Genomic DNA, 18,345 nt, shown 5'->3' with positions numbered 1-18,345 from the left:
TGTACGACCGGGAGTAGCAGGATGTCCCGCGTCAATCCTCGACCAAAACCTACCCCTTCCCTCGATACAGTCAGGATTTACTGATTTCTTGGGGGGTCGACTTCTCAACAGCGACAGAATCGGAGGCATCCCCCGATACGTTGACGCCTTCTCTTTCTACATTTCCACATGAGCCATTCGTCGGAGCACAACGCCTCGTCTCCCAACACCAGTACGGAGGAAGCTGACGAGGCGCCTAACTATGCCGACCGCATTTTGAAGGGAGGGAGCTCGGTCTTTTCCGGATCCCTCGTTGCAAAGGCTGTTGGGTTTGCTTTGCAGATCGTTCTCGGCCGGGGATTTGGTAAAACTCTTTACGGCCTCTACAGCTACGGGCTTTCTGTTCTTCGGATCGTCCGCGAGCTGAGTACGCTCGGACTTCAAAACGGCGTGGTCCGTTTTGGAGCCGAGCACAGCGAAGACGGAAATGAGGCTGCGCTGAAGGGGACGTTCCTGGCGGTTGGCGGACTCGGGACCGGAGCCGGAGCTCTCATGGGCGTGGCGCTTTACCTGGCAGCTCCATGGCTGGCCGAGATCGCTCTCAAAAGCACGAACGATCCGCTGGTCTTTCAGCTCTTAGCGCTCGGGCTGCCCTTTTACGTCCTCACCTACCTCGGCTCACGCATGGCCCGCGCCCTTGGCCAAATGCGGATGGACGTACTTCTCGACTCGATTCTTCAGCCAGCTCTCTTTTTGCTGCTCACGGGCATCATCCTACTATTGGGACAGGGATTCACGATGGCCTTGTACGCCTTCGTAGCCTCCACTGTGCTGGCCGGCGGAGCATCGGCATACACGATCTACCGGCTATTTCCTCCACTCTTTTCATCCTTAGCCCCAACGATCGACCTTCGGACCCTTCTGCGCTTTTCCCTCCCCATCGTGGGGGTGAGTCTCGCCAGCATAGGCCTCGCCCAAGCTGATCGGATCATGCTTGGTCCTCTCGCTGGGGAAGAGGCCGTGGGGATCTACACCGCCGCGTCCAAGATGTCGGCCCAGCTCCGGTTTGTCCTATTCGCACTCACGGCCGCGTTTTCCCCGGTCATCTCCGAACTGTACCACAGCGGACGGACCGACGAGCTGGCTCAGCTGTACGCCGACACCGTTCGGTGGATCGCCTTGGGTACACTTCCGTTAGCGGTGATCTTGATCGTGTTCGCCCCAGACATCATGGCCCTTTTTGGGGCGGAGTTTCGAGAGGGTGCCATTTTACTTCGGTTGTTGGCGGGCGCCTACATTGTCGTCGCTGGGTCCGGGTCGGTGGGCCACATGCTGCAGATGTCGGACCATCAGGACTTTGCCTTCTGGGTAAACACCAGCATGGCCGTGTTGAATGTGGGTCTCAACTGGATCTTCATCCAGTGGTACGGGGTCGTGGGCGCAGCCCTTGCGACGGGCGCGACCCACATTATGGGCAATGTCTTTCAGTTGTGGGGGCTTTATCATTTCACCCACATCCAGCCGTTCCGGTGGGACCTGTGGAAGCCCCTCGCCGCGGCGGGGGCATCAGGAGTCATGGCGTGGGTTCTCTCCATCCAGCTCGCGTCTCCAAGCCGTTGGATGATCGGCATCCCCGCGGCCCTGCTCGTCTACGGCGCCGTCCTGCTTGCGCTGGGCCTTTCCCCCCGCGACCAGGCCATTACGGACGACCTGTGGGCGGAACTGCAGACACGTCTGGACACGTAGGCCCTGTCCTCCACGGGCCCTATGCCCGCCAAGACACGACGCGGCTTCTCCCGAGCGCTCCCTCTCCATGTCGATCCTCGATGCGGCGCAAACCGTCCTGAAAAGACGGTATCTGTTCGCCCGCCAGCAATTTCGCCACCTGCAGGCCGGGGTGAGCTATCTTTCCGGCCAACCGCTCCCCGAGACACGATTCGTCTTGTTCGGGCGAGGACGCTCAGGGACCACGGCACTCGTGAGCATGCTTGACGATGTGCCGGGGCTGCGATGCGCGGGGGAGGTGCTCCATAACTACGTGCCCTTCCCCTACCGGCACATCCTGGGCCGCGCTGCTGGCTGTTCGGCAGAGGCGTACGGCTGCAAGGTTCTCAGTTATCAGATTAAAGACGTGCAGCGCCCCCCTGGACGGCGCAAAAACTTTCTCCGCACCCTCCACTACGGCCACGGCTTCCAGATCCTGTACCTCCATCGGGAAAACCTGGTGCGCCACGCGCTCTCGAACATCCGGGCGCGACGCGAGACGTTTCACCGGAAAAAGTCTGACCTGGGCGGCGAGCCGACGGCCATCTATGTAAACCCCAACCGTGTGTTGGAATGGCTGCGAAGCAGCCAAGCCCTTCGGAGGTACGAAGAGATACTGCTCACCGATGTGCCCCACCTCTCATTGACATACGAAGAACACATCCGCCACGCGGACGACCACCAGACGACGGTCGATCTGGTCTGTGACTTTCTGGAGATTGCATCGGGGCCAGTCGAAAGCAGCTACCGCAAAGTCGCGCCATCTACCCTCCGCGACCGTGTGGCCAACTACGACGAACTTGCGCGGCGACTCGACGGCACCCCGTACGCCAAATATCTCAACGAAGACGAAGGATCGGATCACGACTCCGACTGAAATGCAGCGCCATTCAAAGCCGCGAGGCCGTGAATACAGGCGTGGACGTTCGATGAGTACTGGTATGCGTCCACCAGCGCCCCCGTTTTCACATCGACCTGCAGGATGGACGCAGGCGAGACGCCAATGAACAGCGTGTCTTCCCGACGAGCGAGCCCCCGCACGAAGAGCGGCTCCGCGACCGAGCCCTTGATGCCCCCAGCCTTCCACAAGGCCTCCTTCCTCCAGCACATGGGAACTTCCCAGCGAATGAGATCGCGGACCCACTCGTAGTCCGTAAGATCGTTCGCCGAAGCTGCCCAGTATCCAAATTGTAGAACCGAACGGTCTTGCCGAATGTATCATTGACGACTACGATCCCGCCGTTCCCAATGATAGGATTGTGCTCTCCCTGGGGTCGCTCGTGCCGAAGCATTACTTCTTCTTTCGTCAAGTTGGCCGCCACGCCATACGAGTTCAACAGCGCGTACAGGGAGCCGTCGTGGACATCGACGGCGCCGAGATGTAGGTAACTCTCATCGTCCGTTGCGGCCGGGTCAAGAAACCGAAGCCGATTGTCGGCACTTTTATCGATATCTAGGGGACGCAGGCCGAGGGCGGACTGAAGACCATCCATCTCTCGGGGCCAGTATGCACGAATCCGATCCCCTGTCTCCAGATTGTACTCCACCGCCGCATCGATCGCTTTGGATGTCACCCATACCGTCTCGTGGTCGGTCAAGACGATCTCGTGGAGGCCCGCCATCAGCCCCCCCATTGATGGCACACATCTGATTAAGGTGGTGGTCGTATAGTTCGAGCGTGTGGTACGTGGACGCGACCAGATGCCCATCTACCTGCCGGACGCCCCGGCATCCGCGCGCGTGGCCTCGCGGATTCGGGTCCTCCTCGATGGGGGGGGGGGGGGGGCGAATAGGAACGGTCGTCTCCACCGCTTTTGAATCCCAGTCGAGGAGTGCCAACTCTTCCCCTTCGGCAATCGGAGCCGCCCGGACCACGGTCCCAAATGCCAACGTTGGATAGAGCCCCAATAGATTCCTGACCGCTACTCTCTCCGAACATCAGTAGCAACTCGTTTAAAGTCTCCTAAAACAAAGTGGGGGCGAACATTCGGCGGGGAATCGGCCGGGGGTAAGTAAATTTAAACAAAGGTTGCAAAACTGCTCTACGCAAACAGTGCCCCCGAGCCGGGCCGCCGTGGGCACTGTTTTGGTAGCGCGAAGAGCTCCCCCATTTTCGTACTGTCCTGAGCGTTATCCTGACGTCTCACCGCGCTAGTCCATGGATCGTCCCATTTTCATTGTCGGCTGTCCGCGATCGGGGACGGGAATACTACACCAGCTGGTCCGGCTTCACCCTCAGGTAGCCTGGATCACCCCTTTTAGCAACGGGGTGTGTGGCAAGCCGTGGTTCCGACGCGTCCCTCCTTCGGCTGCGTGGCCCATCGAATGGGTCCTGCATCGCCTCCCCAATGCTGTTTTGCCCCCACTCTTGCGCGGTCCATACGACGGCTCTCTTGGGCTATCCTCAACCTTTGAGACCCATGAGGGGCACGCCATCTGGGACCGGGCGCTCCCGCCCGCCGAGGACCACCGGGCCACGGCGGAAAACGTGACTTCCGCCACTCGCGAGTACCTCCACGATGTCGTGCACTGGCATCGGAGGTATCACGACCGTCCTCAGCTCGTATGGAAGACTCCCAAAAATGCCTTTCGTCTCCAATTTCTCCATGCCCTGTTTCCACAAGCATACATCATTCACTTAATTCGGGACGGCCGGGCCGTTGCGGCCTCCATTCTCAAACGGCGCCGGGAAAGCGGCGGACTCCACAAGTGGTGGGGCGTGCGCCCTCCTGGCTGGAAGTCCGTTCAGTCGGCCCCCCCCATTGAACAGGCTGCGTGGACGTGGAACCAGTGCATTGGTCAAATTCGAGCCGACATCGGCCGTTTTCCCGAGGAACACTACCTGGAGGTTCACTACGAGTCTCTTCTTGATGCCCCAGGCCAAGTACTCCGTCGCGTGTTTTCCACCGCCTCTCTGCCCACCGAGAACTTCTTCGCGGGGGAAAATCGAAGACATCTGAACAAGGTGCGCCCGCCCCAAACGACGTGGCAGACGCGGCTCGGGGCGGAGCAGATTGAGCGTCTCGAAGAGGCGATCGCTCCGACGCTTCGGGAATGCGGCTACGACAAGCCCGCAACCCCGAGATAGCCATCCAGCTCACTTGCGGCACCTCATCACGCCTCTTCATCGTCGGCGTCCGCGCGTCTCTGCCGGCGCACCCGCAAGCCGACGAGTGCAAAGACCCCTCCGTAGACAAAGATCGTGCTCGCCCACGCGATCCGGGTGCCATATCGATCCGCCTTCGGCTCAAACCGCATCTCCAATGTGTGCTCCCCCTCCGGGACGTGCACGCCGCGAAGCAGGTAGTTAGTGCGCTGAATGGGCACCTGTTCTCCATCTAGGTACGCATTCCAGCCGGCCGGGTAGTATACCTCGCTCGCCACGAAGAAGCGGGGCGCATTCGTCTCTACGGTCCACCGGATCTCTTCAGGCTCGTAGTTCTCTACGACCACCTCGGCCGTGCTGTTGCTGTCGATGGGCCTGACCGGCTGGTCGAGGGGGGCTGGGAGGAGGGCGGTCTGACGCGGGTTGAACGACGGAGAGCGCAGCCGCGACCAGGTCTGTTTCGGGGCGTCAACGACCTCCGTTTGTCCCACGAGGAATCCGCGCGGCAGGGCGTCGTTGTTCTCGAGCACCAGCACACCCGACTTCGGACTGCGGTAGGCCACCTCGGTGCCCGGCATCTGCTGACGGGCCACGATATAACGGGTGTTCATGAGATCGAGCGCGTTCTCGTTCGGTGGGCCCGAGCCGTTTACCTGCAGGATGTGATCGAGGTAGTGTTGATAGCGTTGCAGCTTGGCCCCGTGGTATCCCCCTACATTTTCATAGTGGTAGGAGGGACGTGCTTTGCTCGTCGGGTCTCCCTCCACCAGAGAAAGGACACGGAAGTGGCCCAGTCCCCCAGCCTGCTGCTGCTTCTTCTTGATGAACTGATCGAACTGGTACGTGGGAATGGACTGCCTCACGTCTTGGGACGAATAGCGTTCGTCCCCCATGTAGCGTGCGTCGACCCCCCAGAGGTCGATGCCCACGATCGCCACGATCACCAGACCTGCTCCCCACGCCGGAAGGGTCTCGCGGCGGTACAGCACGAGCACCCCAGCGGCCAGAACAAGGAAAAGCATCGTCCGCTGCGTATCGGTCGTGAAGGCGTCACGTCGCTGCGTTTTGAGCTTCTGCATCTGCTGCTGCACCGCCTTCTGCACACGCGGATTTTGGGGCGAGACATTCGGATTCTGGCGGAGCAGGGCCTGGCGAATGCGTTGCTGCTCGTTGGGCTTCTCGAAGTCGAAGAACGTGTTGGGGGCAAGCCAGACCAATGCCACGGTCCCGAACACGGCCCCAAATGCGATGAGAAGGGGACGCTGCCGGGGATCGGAGGACTGCATTCGTCGTCCCTGCCGCTCTTCTCGGCGCAGCGCGTAATCCAGACCGATACCAGCCAGGACAACTAAGGTGAGGGCCGTAACGCTCAGCCACATTTCTGGTGCCCGAAAGGCATCGAAAAACGGAAAGTACTGAAACATCGGCCAGTTGAGCCACGCGGCGTACTTGCCCAGTGCGAAGAGCGCCGTGCCGAGCACGCCGAACCCAAGGCCCCAGACCAGCCAGGTGCGCACCCGCCACACGGCAAGCCCCGCAAGAGCCATGACGACCCCGCCGACGTAATGCGGCCCCTCTGTGAAGGTCTTGGGACCCCAGTACGTTTGCCCGCCACCGCCAAATGCATCCGCGACCACGAATGTAAACAGTTCTTTCGGCCCGTGACTCCACCGCATGGCCGCCGTCCAGCCCATGCCCCCACCACCCGCTTCGCCGCCGTTTACAGCCGCCGCTGCCCCTCGTACCGAGTACTGTTTGTACTGGTACCGGGCCAAGTATGGCTCCGCGGCCATGGCGAGGCTCAGCACGGTCCCCAGCGCAAGCCAACCGGTGGATGTGGCCAACTCCGGCACTCGATTCTCCCGCCAGGCCCCAATGGCTTCCACAATCCACCATAGGAGAAGGAGCATTCCCGTGTAGAACACAATCTGCGGGTGATTGGCCCGCAGCTGGAGGGCCAGCGCCCCCGCAAACAGCCCCCCTCCCAGAAGCGACGGATTCCGAAGAGTATACACGAAGGCCAGCACAACGTAGGGCGCGTAGGCCAGTGCTACGAACTTGGTCCCGTGCCCCACCCCAATGATGATGGGGATGTACGTTGTAAACCCAAAGGCAAGCCCCGATAAGAGCCCTGAGAGATGGTTCCGTGTTAGGTAGAAGACGAGCAGGTAGACACCCGCCATAAGCAAAAACAGGAAGGACACCGGCCACACAGCACCGCGGACCAGGTTTACCACATCGTCAAGCTGTAGGACAGAGATCTGCTCGTTGATGTAGGGCGTCCCACTGAACACGTTGGGGGCCCAGCGGGCCCACTCTCCCGTCTTTTGGTGATGCTCTACCGTCACCTGTGCGTTGGCCCGAAAGGTGATGCTGTCGGTGCCTTGAATGTTTTTTCCCTCGAAGACAGCGGGGGCGTAGAAGGCGAGGGCCACCACCAGCAGAATTCCGAGGCAGCCCGCGTGTCGTATCGTCGGTGAGAGCCGCGTCCAGAACGTATCGGCCTGTGCGGTGCGCGGGATGGGCGTCTGGGCGGAGGAAGCCATGTGAGATGGGCTGCTGACGCAGTCGAGGCGAGACCGTGGGCTGAGGGGCCCGACTTAATTCGACAAGCCGTCTCAAAACGGTCGGTCTATTTCGCTGTTCCGGCAAGACGGGTCGGGGGAAGGGGACAAGACTGTCGACGTGTCGTGGCGTTGGGTCTCCATACCGGAACCTGCTTGGCCTCAATCTGCTAGTGCTCTCATACTTCCGCCTTTCCATCCACATCCGTTCCTCGCAGCCCCAGTGGACGGCCTCGATCACTGTCTCTTCATGTCATGGCGATCACCATCGACCGTTCAAGACGTGCCAAGATCACACCGTTTCGGGGAGATCCCTCGACCCTGTGGAATGCGCCGCCCGTGGGTTCCGTTTCACAAGCCCGCAGTCCAGCAATTATGAAATTGCACGGTACTACGGAAGTGAAGACTCCTCCCCTGGGATACCAGTCAGGGACTCGTCGACATCTTGTTCGACACGCCTACTGGCTGCCTGCTCGACTTTGAGTGCGGAACAGGGGAGGTCCTGACGCACCACCGCTCGCGCGGATAGGAGGCCCTCGGACTTGAGCCCGACGCGGGAGCGCAGGAAGTGATTTCTGCAACGCACGGACTTGCGGTGGAGCCACCAGAGCACATCCACGATCTGTCGTCCAGCCACTTCGACGTTATCACACTCTGGGACGTGCTGGAGCTATCCGAAATTATCGCAGAGCTGAGGCGGATCCTCTTCACCCTACTGGTACCCTGGTCCTGGCCGTACCGAACTGCGCGTCCGTGAACGCCTTCTACGTGCCGCTGCTCAGCGCACAATCCCGGGACAGGTCGTCCCGCTAACCTCTCCTCCCCGGTACTTCTTCATTGCACACTTCGCTTTTCAATTCTATGAACCGGGTCAATCTCTTTATCATCGGTGTGAACAAGGCCGGGACGAGCTGGCTCTACTACCTGCTCAACCACCATCCTGACGTGTTCATGGCGGACGCGAAAGAGCTTTATTACTTTGGCGATGAAGGGCCCAATGAGGAACGTCCCGAATCTCTGGAGGCGTATCACCGTCACTTTCCTTTCGATCAAAACTATCGGTACTTCGGCGACGCCACGGTGATGTACTACAAAAGCGCAGCGACGGCCGACGAGATTCAGGACTACAACCCGGATGCCAAGATATTAGCGATCGTCCGCGATCCGATTCAACGCCTGCTGTCCCAATTTCGGTACAATAAGCAGCTCGGCCTCATCGACGAGGCCACCTCTTTATCGGAGGCGCTCTCTAATCGCAGGTACCTCATCGACACCAGTCACTACGAAGAGACCCTTCCGGCATACGCCGGTCGATTCGGAGCGGATCAGTTCAAGGTCGTGAGCCTGGAGGCGGGACGAGCAGATCCGGGTGCATTCTGGGCAGGGCTTCTGCACTTCCTTGACCTGCCACACGCCCCCCGCCCGGAGGCAGACGACCAGCCTGAGAATCCGACGGGCAGCCCAGCCTTTCGCGCCGTATATCGCTCTACCGTTCGGCCTCTGCGCCGCTGTTTTCCATGGGCCTATCGTTGGCTGCTGGGGAGCACCGTGGCCCGACAGGCCAAGCTAGCGCTACTTCGTCTTCTGGGAAAAGCCAGTGCCAAAACGGAAGCCTTATCCCCTGAGATGGAGGCACAGCTACGGGAGGAGTTTGCCCCAACCTACACTTATCTACACGACCTTGGGCTTGAGGTGTATGCCAGGGCTTCTGCAGGGAAGGGGGACTAGAGGTAGCTCCGAAGCACTGAATCACATTCGTGAGGAGACAGAGCACTTCGTCACCAGTCATTGTCCTCCTCGTAGCCCAGTTGAACGACCGCATTGCCGGCTAACTCTTTAAAACGATCTTTCAACTCGTCGTCGAAGTGGTCCTCCCACTGACTCGTCCGCCCCGATCGGAGGTGGGACTCTTCTTCGACCTCGCCAAAATTACGACCGGAAAGGTTCTGGAAGCTGTAGTACCGAGCGACATCCAACCCGACCTTCAAAGCCTCGTCGTGGAAGCCGTAGTGCTCGAACAGGTTTTGAAAATGAGAGGCCTCGTCGGCGATTACGTCTTCATACTTCAGCTCTAGGAATGCCGGGTCGCCATACCTCCAGCGGAGCATGTCCTGAAGGTCTTCTTCACAGAAGCGCTCCATTTCCAAAATCATCCCTCGCTTCTTCCCCACGCTGTTCAGGGCCTCCCGGAAACTCTTTCCGTCGTACTTCTCACGGGGCTTGTGAGCCCACCCCTCCTCCGTCCAAAGATGATAGTGATACCCGGACACGACCATGTCACGAGGATCCCGGATCATATGAGAACCACGGTACGGCGGAAGGGCCGACCGGTCGATGCGGCTGTGATCCTGCAAAAACACCTCCGTGGACGCTTCCAATGCGGCTTGCTCTGCTTCTTGAAAGCGAAGACCATACTGCCGGGCAATCGTTGACAGCACCCGGGTAAACCACACGGTACCGCTCCGATGGTGGCAGCAGTGCACGAGCAAGGCCGGTCCGTCTTCCCCAAACGGGCTTTCGGTTGCAAGTCGGTTGAACTGGACGACCCCTCTGTTCACCAGTGCAAGTGCACGGTCCGGAACTGCACTTTTAGCTACGGTCCGTAGGGTGTCGTACATCCTATCCATCACGTGGAGGCGATTCGGAGAAGAAAAAAATGCAGTCGGTGACAGTCTTGAGCACAGGCCATCTCTCTGTCGAGGCTGGCCCAGATACATTGGTTGTCCTTCAGTTTCCTCGTCCCTGAGAGTTCCGGTGTCACTCCCAGTCTCCAGAAGGGGTTTTGCCTGTGTCGAGAAGCAGTCGTAGCAGGAATAGTGTGGACTGAAAGCGGAGAGACGCACAGCGTCTTCTCGCTATGAGAGGCCTCTCACCGCGAAACACGAGGCCCCTGCCCTCCCCCGTCACCTTGATCAGAGGGCCTCCTGAAACGCCTCCGCAATCGGCGTGTCGCCGCCGTACAGTGTGATGGCGTGCCCGATGGTAATGTCCTGATCGAGACACTCGACCACAGCCTGTGCCACATCGGCCCGCGGAATGGGGTCGCCTGTGTCGGGGTCTGTGTCGACGTGGGCCGCGACGCGGCCGGTGCCGTCCTCGTCTGTAAGCCGGGTGGGGCGGAGGATCGTCTCGTCAAGCAACGACCGCTGAAGCGTACGGTCGGCGACGTGCTTGGCCACGATGTAGGGCTTGATGGGACCCTGGCGCGACTCCGGATCGCCCGCGCCCCGCGAGCTGACCATGACGAACCGATCGATGCCGCGCTCTTCACAGGCCGCCACCGCCCGCTCCGCCCCCCACAGATCAATCAGAATCGTCTTGTCCCAGCCCGTACTCCCGCCGGCGCCCGCCGTAAAGACGACCGCGTCGGCCCCATCTAGGGCCGGCCCAAACTCCGCTTCCAGATCCCCAAGCCGCGGCTCGGCCCCGCGGTCACGGATCGTCGCAAACTGGTTCTCGGAGCGAACGACGCCAATGGGATTGTGGCCCGCCTCGTCAAGGCGCGGGAGGAGGCGGCGGCCGATGCCGCCGTGGGCACCGATGACTGCGACAGTCATGTAAAAGTTTGGGATCTATTGCCGAAAGAGCCGTGATGCTGCTCCCCTTTATTCGAAGCCCTTGGGTGATGTTGCAGCATTGGGGGGGATCGTGTCCCCCTAACACTTGACGGCTCTTTCCGCGGTCGGGCGTTCATCCAGAACGTACGCTCGGATTTGTGGCTCTGCCCCTCTCTACAACACCTCCTGAAGAATGCCACCGATCGAGGTCCGCGCAATGAGTCCTCCGAAGCCACGTCTGTCCGAACTCAGAAATGCACACTAAGAATAAGGAGGGCTGCCTCTTGTATTTCAATCGAAACCACGTTGGAACTGGACCGCCCAGAGTCGCCTCCACGCGAATGTATGTAGGTGGCCACAAGACGGGGTTCAAGAGAAAGGGAAACGTGCGTCCCAATGAAGAGGAGCGCACCAAACAGCGGAGAAACACCGCCACGGTAGGACACTCGTCCATTCGCAAACCGTCGGTATCCGAAAATCAGGTCTCCCCCTCCATAAAACCGCCACCGATCTTCGCCACGAAACACCCAAGCATGTCCCCCTCGAAGGCCAACGTCAGCTTCCGCGTTTCCACCAACGACCTGTCGGTATCGAAGGGCAACCCGACTCATGCGGCGAGAACTCATCCAGTACCGTCCATACACCTGATATTGACGGTCGGGCGTTCCCTCTTCTAAAAGCTTAAAAACCGACGACGCCGAGACCCCGACCTGGTACGGCTGATGGCGAATCGAGTCGGCCGGCGTCTCCTGTCCCTTCGCCACCGAGGTCGAAATCAGTGCTGCTACGATCAGGGTCACCGTTACCAGGTCAGAACCAAGGCTCCTCAGTGCGGACCCTCGCCTCTGGCCGAAACGGGGAAAATGAGCGAACATCAAACGCAACTGTAGACGAAAGGGGGACTACTCAAGGTTAAGAGCGTCGAGGCCGGCCTCAAGGTCATCGTCCCCAAGGTAATCGGACCAGATCGCCTCCACTTCATCGAGAAAGTCTTCGTAGAACACCGAAGCGGGATCGGTAGACTCGTCAGAATACACGACCTCGATGCGTTCTGCTGCTTCATCGAACCGGAGTGTGGCGATTTCCTGGCCCTGAGACTGAATGGACGCGTCGATTCGATCATTGATCTGGCTCTCTGTCGGATCGTCAAACTCGGCCAGCTCCCCAGCCTGGATCGTGTAAGAGAGCGTCAAATCAGAACCGATTCGGAGCTCGCCTGAGAGTTCTTCTACGTCGGTGCTCTGAAGCTCGTCATAGTTGTCCGTGGCTAGTTGCGCTCCCAACGAGATGCCCGTGACAAGCTGCCCCTCATTCGCAAGATCGAACGAGAAATCGTAGTTCGTGCTTGAGTTCTCAGTCAGGCTGAAGGTGTGGGTATGCGGGGCCGTCAAAATCTCAAGAGAGAAAGACTGTGGGATTGGAATTTCGAGGCCCTCCTCCGTCGCATAATCAACCCCATTTAGGTCTACCGCGAACACCTCCTCCTCGTCTACGCGAATCGACGCCGTGCCCGAAGTCGGCAGGTACACCGTTTGCCCGTCAATATCAAGCGGAGTATCTGAATACCGACTCAACTCGAACGTCGCGTTGTTGCCCACCGTGCCCCGAGTGGCCGGGAACTCCAGGATGATGTCATCCGAAGACCCGCTCTCCGTCCATCGCTCGGAGTCGGCGTCCCAGACATACTTTCCCGTGCTCGCGTCAAACCGGAAGCGCTCACTGGAGGTCTCAATCACCGTGTCAAGCCCGCCGATGAGGTCTTCAGCCCATTCCTCACGGGTGGCATTTCCATCTTCCAGGCCCAAAAAGTCATTCAGAGAACGAGAAAAGACACCTCCCTCCAGCGTTCCTGCGCTCTCACTGAGGCCATCGATGGCAGAATCAATGCGCTCTTCGGCCTCATCAGGGGCGAGCTCTTCGTCCATTCCTCCACTCTGGTCACAGCTCCCCAGAACAAGTCCGAGACCAACGACACAGAGGAGAACGAGCAGGCGTCGTCCAAGTGTGTGCATAGTCGGCTAAGTGTTTGAGATAAAGAAGGTTAGCAAAGAGCGCTCGAGACTCCTTTTCCACACAGCGAGAGTTGATGCGTCTTCGAGGAGCCACGTGACGCGACTGCGGAGACGCTTAGCAAAATCACGGTCGACCAGGCGGATCGGGGGACGATCTCATTCGGCGCATCGCTTGCAGAACTCTGTCTTCTCACCAGACACAGCACCTACGAAACACCAACTATCTACTCCTCTACCAAAGGAGAAATGACGGTTTGGGGTGTCAGAGTCAGCAAGGAAGCGCTTGGCCTTTTGGCTTCGGAAACGCGTCGTTTGAGCGCAAATTTTACTCAACAATATCCGTCTAACTTATCCTAACGGCATCCTATGACTGCTGAGCACCCGGACTCTCTTTAGGCAAAGAAAGGGTTAATAATGGGTCACAGTTTTGCTCGAGTGATTACTTCCGCAAAGCTTCCCAACCGATTGGTTTTCAGGGGGCAGCGTGTCGGGAGGCAAAGGTCGGCATCGCCGACCAGCCATTTTCCGTCCAGTACTGAATCTGTGCTCCATAGCGCTGTAGGTCCTCTGGCCCAGGCACCCCCTCCAGGATGCCGCGCTTAACGAGTGAGTCCGCCATCCGGTCATAATGCCCATCGGTCCCGACCGACCGGGGCCGGAGGTCGTAGCCGAGGGTCGAGATCACCCGTGGTCGATCCGTACGTCCCTCAGGCGTTCGCCCGTCCTGCGTGACGATCTCCAGCGTGTTCGCTGTCGGGACAGGGCGGACTTGCCACACCATCGGGTAGTCGGTGGGCCGCTGCTCTTGAAGCGCAGTACTTGGAAAGCGCAGGTAGGCGACGTGCGAAGCGAGCCCAACATCTCCCACGCCGTACCCCTCTTGCGTAGGGGCATGACCCGCCATGTTGGAGGGATCAAGCACAGCCAGGACCGGATCCTCGAGGGCGTTGCTGTGTCCCCCAACAAGGAGTTCTGGGGCGGGACCACCCATCAGATCCGCCGTCTCAATCCCGCTGCGGAGGTGCCCGGGATGCAGGTAGCGCTGCTGCACTGAGCCGTCAGTGGGACAAAGCTGAAGCAGGAGAGAGGGAAAGTAGGGACGGTGATTGGCGAGGACGTAGAGTTCAGGATCGCCGTCCCGATTTAAGTCTTCGGCTTCGAGGTCCGTGATCCCGAACGCCGGATTCTCAACCTCCGGCTTGTTCGGAAAATCTACTTCAAAGCGCAAGGGACGCTCCCACAGAAACGTATCTGCCTCTGCGGTCTTGGCACGGAGAACGTCCATGCGGGCATTCTCCCCCAGAGACGCTCCCCAGAACAGTTCGCGCGTCTCATCCTCCACAACGTCGGCAAAGGCTACCGGACTTTTGGCCGATCCCTTTTTAATCTTGCGTACGAGTCTCCGTCCGACTTCGATCTCTTCAATGGCCCGACCGCTCTCGTTCTCAACCAATAATGTCGCCCCTTGAAACTGTGCCAGAGCCGGATCTCGGTCGAATGGGCCATATAGCAGGCCCCCAATCACGACCAGGAGCCCTAGAACGAGTGTTCCTAAAACTATGTCCTTGCCTCGGTCTCGCAGACGATCAGCCGTGTGTCGGCTCCACCCAATGCGTTGCTGCTCTGTGAGACGACGATCGTAAAACAGTTCGTCGAGTCGCTCGACGCCGACGACATCCAGTCGTCCATGAGGAAATTTTTCAAGGAGTGCGTCACGCGCCGACTGGGCCGTGTCGAGCTGCCCCTCGGGCACCACGAGGCGCGCTTTCGATGAGAAGAAGGCCGTACGGACCTTCACCGGCAAGCTGTCCTCATTCACCGGACGGATGGTCCCATCGGTCGATACTCCCCCAGTCAGGAGGACCTCGGACTGGACGTGGGCGCGCACCCGGCAGCGCGCGCGCTTGAGTATAGCTTCGTAAAGGAAGGCCGAGATGGCTAGACCGGCCGATCGCCCTCCATGACTGAGCTCCGCCCGATTGAAGGACACCCGTCCCTTTACGTACCGGTTCTCGAGTCGCGGCCACCGGTCAGCAAGCAGTCGACGCGTCGCGGCCACCGGTCCGTCCGTCAACGACGGAGCTTCGGCCTCCTGGGTAGACACGTCGGCCTGAAGTTGATCTTCGGCCTCCGCGGGCCCGTGGAGCTGGATAGTGAGTCGCCGCAGGGCTCCAACGTCTGTATCGTTCTCGTATTCAGCACGAACCCAGGAGGGCAGTCGCTCAACCACCGGCACGCACGTTCCCTCGTCGGCTGTCCGCTCCCAGCGGCCAAGCATCCACTCGATCTCTCCCCTGAGCGAGGCACTTTCTGCGTGCTCTAACGCTCCGCGGAGCCGGACCCGAGGGGGCTCTTCTACTTTGCCAATCTTGATCTCTGAGGAGCCTGGTACGCGGAGGCACTCCCCCATACGCGTGAGGGCCCCTGCATAGCCATAAAGCAGTCCTGCTCGGCGCCGGAGGTCCCGTTCAGCCTGACGAAGTGCCTCACACTTCTTCAAGACTGGACGAGCGTCCCGGGCCCTACGAAGCCGGTCTGCGAGGCTAACAAGCCGGCTGGGGAGAGCCCCCACGGGATCTAGTTCAGAGGCTTGCTCGGCCACGGGCTCGGCCAAAGACAGAAGGTAAGACTCAGCCTTTGGCGTCTCCGGTCCCAGTTGTCCGAGAAATTCGTCAACGTGTCGAAGCGCCCATCGGCCCGACACAGGCCCATTCAATACATCAAGAAGACGCCGGTAGCGAGTCTCGAGAGAAGAAGGAAGGAGAGAGTCGGCCACGACAAATAAGACGTGATCACGAACGAAGCACACGCACTTACTCGTAGACGCGGAGCATGAGCGGAGCTTCAGGAGACGTGTTACACTCCAGCGGTGGCGAGGTACTCAGCCGGAAGAGACGCGCGGAATCGTCTCGAGGCACCACGGTGAGGTATGCGGGGACGTTACCTCCGTGGGGCTCCACTGCGACCGTCAAGGCTCTTCCCTCTCGTTCTCCGAGCAACGTCCCCCCATCCGGCAAGTGTACCGCAACCTCTTCTCCCGGCCCCACGGCCCGTGCCGCCACCGGATGGCGCACCACCGCGTGTGCCTCAGCCCACTGCTTCAAGGAAATTCCCGGCGGTATTGCAAATGTGGTCCGTCCTTCCTCGTCGGCAATGAGGTCGAAGCCGAGGTCCGGAAACGAGACGACAACGTGGGCCCGTCGCTCAGACGAATCCGCTAGAACATAGAGGCGTCCCCGCCCGGTATCACGATCTTTCATCACACGCACGAGCAAATTCTCTTCCTCGGCGGACAGGGTCGTCAGAACGGTAAATCGGCGCTCGCCCGTGGGGGCATCGGTGTGCGTGGAGTCAGTGTCTGCCGCTAAGACGGTCGGACGTGCGCCACGAGGGGGCTGGAAGGGCCGGAGAGAGACGACTGCCTCCTCTTGAAAAAGGCCTCCAACAAACTCATCTACATGCCCCCCTGAAGGGGTCAAGGGCTCATCGTCGAGTCGCCCATAGAAGTCCTCCAAAAACTCGGCATAGGTCCGGGCCCCTGGATCTTTCTCGATCAGACGCTCAACGGCACGCCGCTGATCGTTGGACAAGCTGTCTGGGTTTCGTATAAACCGCTCAATGTGTCGCTCGTCGCCCGGGTCCACAGGTTTCTACCCAATTATCGGAAGGTGTGCATTGTGAATGCTCTTGCGTCCGTAACACTCACGCACCGCAGGAGAGTTTTCGGCTCAAACACTCATGAGCAAACGTCGCCTCTTATCCTTCCCAAATGGGGTTCTTGCTGAATTCAATGCACCTAGTCTTAGAAGAACGGATGGTGTGCCTTGTGAGTAGAATCTGCAGATCTTCTAAATCACTGAATCACATCTTGGAGACGGCTGACGAGCGTCTCTCGTGCCTTTTGCTCCAAGTACTCGAACCGAGCACGGTGCTGATCTCGATACGTCTCTTTGGTAAGGCCCGGAAGATGCTCCATGAGGGCTTCATGATGGGTCATCTCCGGATCGCCAGGAGGTACAAACCGCGCTTCTAGACGATCTCGAAGCGCCGCAAAGTAGGCCTCATACGTCGGTTCGTCGACCTTTCCCTGCCCAACATACGTCGGCCGCTTTTCGGCACGCAGTGATGAGAGGGTATTTTGGATATAGCGCCGGGTCTCCTCGGGCCGGAGAATCGGCTGATCCGGATGGGACACCGAACCAGAGTGCTCGGTGACAGACTGGACCCGCGTGCGAGCTGCGCGCATGACCTGAGCAAGACGAGTTAGTGGGTACGCCGCCTCAAATTCCGGATGGGTCCAGAGGGTCTCGATTGCCTTTTCTAGCAGATCGCCAGTCGAGGAGGCCTCTGCCACCTCTCCAGTCAAATGAGCCTCCAGGGCTTCCAGAGGCATTGGACGGCCTGGACGACGATCTTCTCGACCAATGCCTCCATTTCCCTGCGACGGTTCTCTCTGCCCTTCAAACTCAATCCACTGGACCGTCCCACGACGTCGAAGGCATAGGTCTTCGCGTTGCCGCACAGCTCGTTTGAGGGAGCGAATCTGATTGGAAAGCGACCGGTCGGCGGCCCGGTATGCTTCAAAGAGCCAGTCGGTGACCGTGCTCTGAACAAGGCGACGTAGATCTCGGATTAGCTTCTCCTCCGAATGATCCGGCGACACCTGTCCCTCAAAGTACCGGCGCAGCTCGGAAAATCGACCGCGGTCGTCTCGCTCAAACAGCCCCGCAATCGCATCCATTGCCAAGTCCTCCACATCTTCCCCCAGCACGTCTTCTCGAAGAGACCCGGTCCGCTTTTGTTGACGGAGCGTGACCCGGGCGATCTGGTGACAACGGTGGACCACCCGCCGGGTCGCTCGCTGTGTTGGACTGGGCCCAGTCGCAACTCGGAGGGCGCGCGGCAGCGTGAGCGTGCTTCCTGTTGCGGTAGCAACCATGTCCATACCAGTTGGAAATCCTTGCAGGGAAGACAACTGAAGTCCCGTAAGAGATAGAGACGTATTTGGATGCACAAATTCTACACTTTGGAGTCGTCAGGACCTGGACAGGAACGGATCATTTTAAGCCCAACATTTGGATTTTGGATATGCCATAGATTGGGGAAAAGGATTCGGGTTCATTATCGTTAAGATCTACTCCCTCCTATCCTTTTTATTCCGCGGGTCCTGAAGCCAGGACGCAATCTCCTCCAGGCCCAAATTCTCCTCACAGGATCATCTTGGAGACCCTACACCGAAACTCTCCACGGTCTTTTTTCTGCCCTGCCACTGAATGCGTTGCTTTCGACTCACACGCGTGCTCTCGTCTCCTTTTCTGTTACTGGCAAGTCTCTTCTTGTTGGGAATGCTCCCTCAGCGACCC

General features: G+C 59.4%; 12 protein-coding genes. 4 read left to right on the top strand and 8 right to left on the bottom strand.

All coding sequences use genetic code 11. The features are described 5' to 3' along the window. The first annotated feature begins 168 nt into the window (after window positions 1-168). Both OJB03_RS04100 and OJB03_RS04095 read left to right on the top strand, forming a co-directional pair. A complete protein-coding gene (locus OJB03_RS04100) occupies window positions 169-1,725 on the top strand; it encodes a flippase (RefSeq protein WP_263785480.1) in 1,557 nt (518 codons plus the stop codon). 67 nt (window positions 1,726-1,792) lie between these two features. Continuing rightward, window positions 1,793-2,620: a Nodulation protein H gene (locus OJB03_RS04095; RefSeq protein ID WP_263785479.1), complete on the top strand. Its 828-nt coding sequence runs from the start codon at window positions 1,793-1,795 to the stop codon at window positions 2,618-2,620. Here the strand turns inward: OJB03_RS04095 and OJB03_RS04090 are convergent. After that, window positions 2,605-2,853: a hypothetical protein gene (locus tag OJB03_RS04090; protein WP_263785478.1), complete on the bottom strand. Its 249-nt coding sequence runs from the start codon at window positions 2,851-2,853 to the stop codon at window positions 2,605-2,607. The genes OJB03_RS04095 and OJB03_RS04090 overlap by 16 nt on opposite strands. A gap of 1,048 nt (window positions 2,854-3,901) precedes the next feature. Between OJB03_RS04090 and OJB03_RS04085 the strand changes: the two genes are divergently transcribed. Next, complete coding sequence (locus OJB03_RS04085) at window positions 3,902-4,831, top strand: sulfotransferase family protein (RefSeq protein ID WP_263785477.1); 930 nt, start codon at window positions 3,902-3,904, stop codon at window positions 4,829-4,831. A gap of 26 nt (window positions 4,832-4,857) precedes the next feature. Here the strand turns inward: OJB03_RS04085 and OJB03_RS04080 are convergent, their stop codons facing one another. Beyond that, on the bottom strand, window positions 4,858-7,395 hold the full coding sequence (locus OJB03_RS04080) for a YfhO family protein (protein ID WP_263785476.1): 2,538 nt from the start codon (window positions 7,393-7,395) through the stop codon (window positions 4,858-4,860). An 879-nt stretch (window positions 7,396-8,274) separates the two neighbouring features. On the opposite strand from OJB03_RS04080, the gene OJB03_RS04075 reads away from it, so the two are divergent. After that, entirely contained in the window at window positions 8,275-9,141 is an 867-nt protein-coding gene (locus tag OJB03_RS04075) for a sulfotransferase family protein (protein WP_263785475.1), read from the top strand. 50 nt (window positions 9,142-9,191) lie between these two features. Here the strand turns inward: OJB03_RS04075 and OJB03_RS04070 are convergent, their stop codons facing one another. The 6 genes from OJB03_RS04070 to OJB03_RS04045 all read right to left on the bottom strand — a co-directional run bounded on the left by OJB03_RS04070 (window position 9,192) and on the right by OJB03_RS04045 (window position 17,927). Then, complete coding sequence (locus OJB03_RS04070) at window positions 9,192-10,040, bottom strand: sulfotransferase domain-containing protein (protein WP_263785474.1); 849 nt, start codon at window positions 10,038-10,040, stop codon at window positions 9,192-9,194. A 285-nt stretch (window positions 10,041-10,325) separates the two neighbouring features. Further along, on the bottom strand, window positions 10,326-10,970 hold the full coding sequence (locus OJB03_RS04065) for an SDR family oxidoreductase (RefSeq protein ID WP_263785473.1): 645 nt from the start codon (window positions 10,968-10,970) through the stop codon (window positions 10,326-10,328). Between the two features lie 902 nt (window positions 10,971-11,872). Further along, the gene (locus tag OJB03_RS04060) at window positions 11,873-12,982 is read right to left on the bottom strand and encodes a hypothetical protein (protein WP_263785472.1); all 1,110 of its coding nucleotides are present in this window, start codon (window positions 12,980-12,982) and stop codon (window positions 11,873-11,875) included. Window positions 12,983-13,454: 472 nt separating this feature from the next. Next, window positions 13,455-15,260 carry a hypothetical protein gene (locus OJB03_RS04055; protein ID WP_263785471.1) on the bottom strand — a complete coding sequence of 602 codons (1,806 nt, stop codon included), beginning with the start codon at window positions 15,258-15,260 and terminating at the stop codon, window positions 13,455-13,457. Window positions 15,261-15,795: 535 nt separating this feature from the next. Next, complete coding sequence (locus tag OJB03_RS04050; protein WP_263785470.1) at window positions 15,796-16,572, bottom strand: hypothetical protein; 777 nt, start codon at window positions 16,570-16,572, stop codon at window positions 15,796-15,798. A gap of 263 nt (window positions 16,573-16,835) precedes the next feature. Next, window positions 16,836-17,927 carry a hypothetical protein gene (locus OJB03_RS04045; protein WP_263785469.1) on the bottom strand — a complete coding sequence of 364 codons (1,092 nt, stop codon included), beginning with the start codon at window positions 17,925-17,927 and terminating at the stop codon, window positions 16,836-16,838. Window positions 17,928-18,345: the final 418 nt, after the last annotated feature.

The organism is Salinibacter grassmerensis, assembly GCF_947077765.1.
Classification (GTDB): domain Bacteria; phylum Bacteroidota; class Rhodothermia; order Rhodothermales; family Salinibacteraceae; genus Salinibacter; species Salinibacter grassmerensis.
The sequence above is the reverse complement of the archived record's forward strand: the minus strand, read 5'-3'. Positions and strand labels throughout refer to the sequence as shown.

What these genes read in the sequence shown, in the direction of transcription:
- OJB03_RS04045 (WP_263785469.1), bottom strand. Translation starts at nt 17,927, where the DNA reads ATGGACATGGTTGCTACCGCAACAGGAAGCACGCTCACGCTGCCGCGC.
- OJB03_RS04085 (WP_263785477.1), top strand. Translation starts at nt 3,902, where the DNA reads ATGGATCGTCCCATTTTCATTGTCGGCTGTCCGCGATCGGGGACGGGA.
- OJB03_RS04100 (WP_263785480.1), top strand. Translation starts at nt 169, where the DNA reads ATGAGCCATTCGTCGGAGCACAACGCCTCGTCTCCCAACACCAGTACG.
- OJB03_RS04095 (WP_263785479.1), top strand. Translation starts at nt 1,793, where the DNA reads ATGTCGATCCTCGATGCGGCGCAAACCGTCCTGAAAAGACGGTATCTG.
- OJB03_RS04055 (WP_263785471.1), bottom strand. Translation starts at nt 15,260, where the DNA reads ATGCTTGGCCGCTGGGAGCGGACAGCCGACGAGGGAACGTGCGTGCCG.
- OJB03_RS04060 (WP_263785472.1), bottom strand. Translation starts at nt 12,982, where the DNA reads ATGCACACACTTGGACGACGCCTGCTCGTTCTCCTCTGTGTCGTTGGT.
- OJB03_RS04080 (WP_263785476.1), bottom strand. Translation starts at nt 7,395, where the DNA reads ATGGCTTCCTCCGCCCAGACGCCCATCCCGCGCACCGCACAGGCCGAT.
- OJB03_RS04090 (WP_263785478.1), bottom strand. Translation starts at nt 2,853, where the DNA reads ATGTGCTGGAGGAAGGAGGCCTTGTGGAAGGCTGGGGGCATCAAGGGC.
- OJB03_RS04070 (WP_263785474.1), bottom strand. Translation starts at nt 10,040, where the DNA reads ATGGATAGGATGTACGACACCCTACGGACCGTAGCTAAAAGTGCAGTT.
- OJB03_RS04075 (WP_263785475.1), top strand. Translation starts at nt 8,275, where the DNA reads ATGAACCGGGTCAATCTCTTTATCATCGGTGTGAACAAGGCCGGGACG.
- OJB03_RS04065 (WP_263785473.1), bottom strand. Translation starts at nt 10,970, where the DNA reads ATGACTGTCGCAGTCATCGGTGCCCACGGCGGCATCGGCCGCCGCCTC.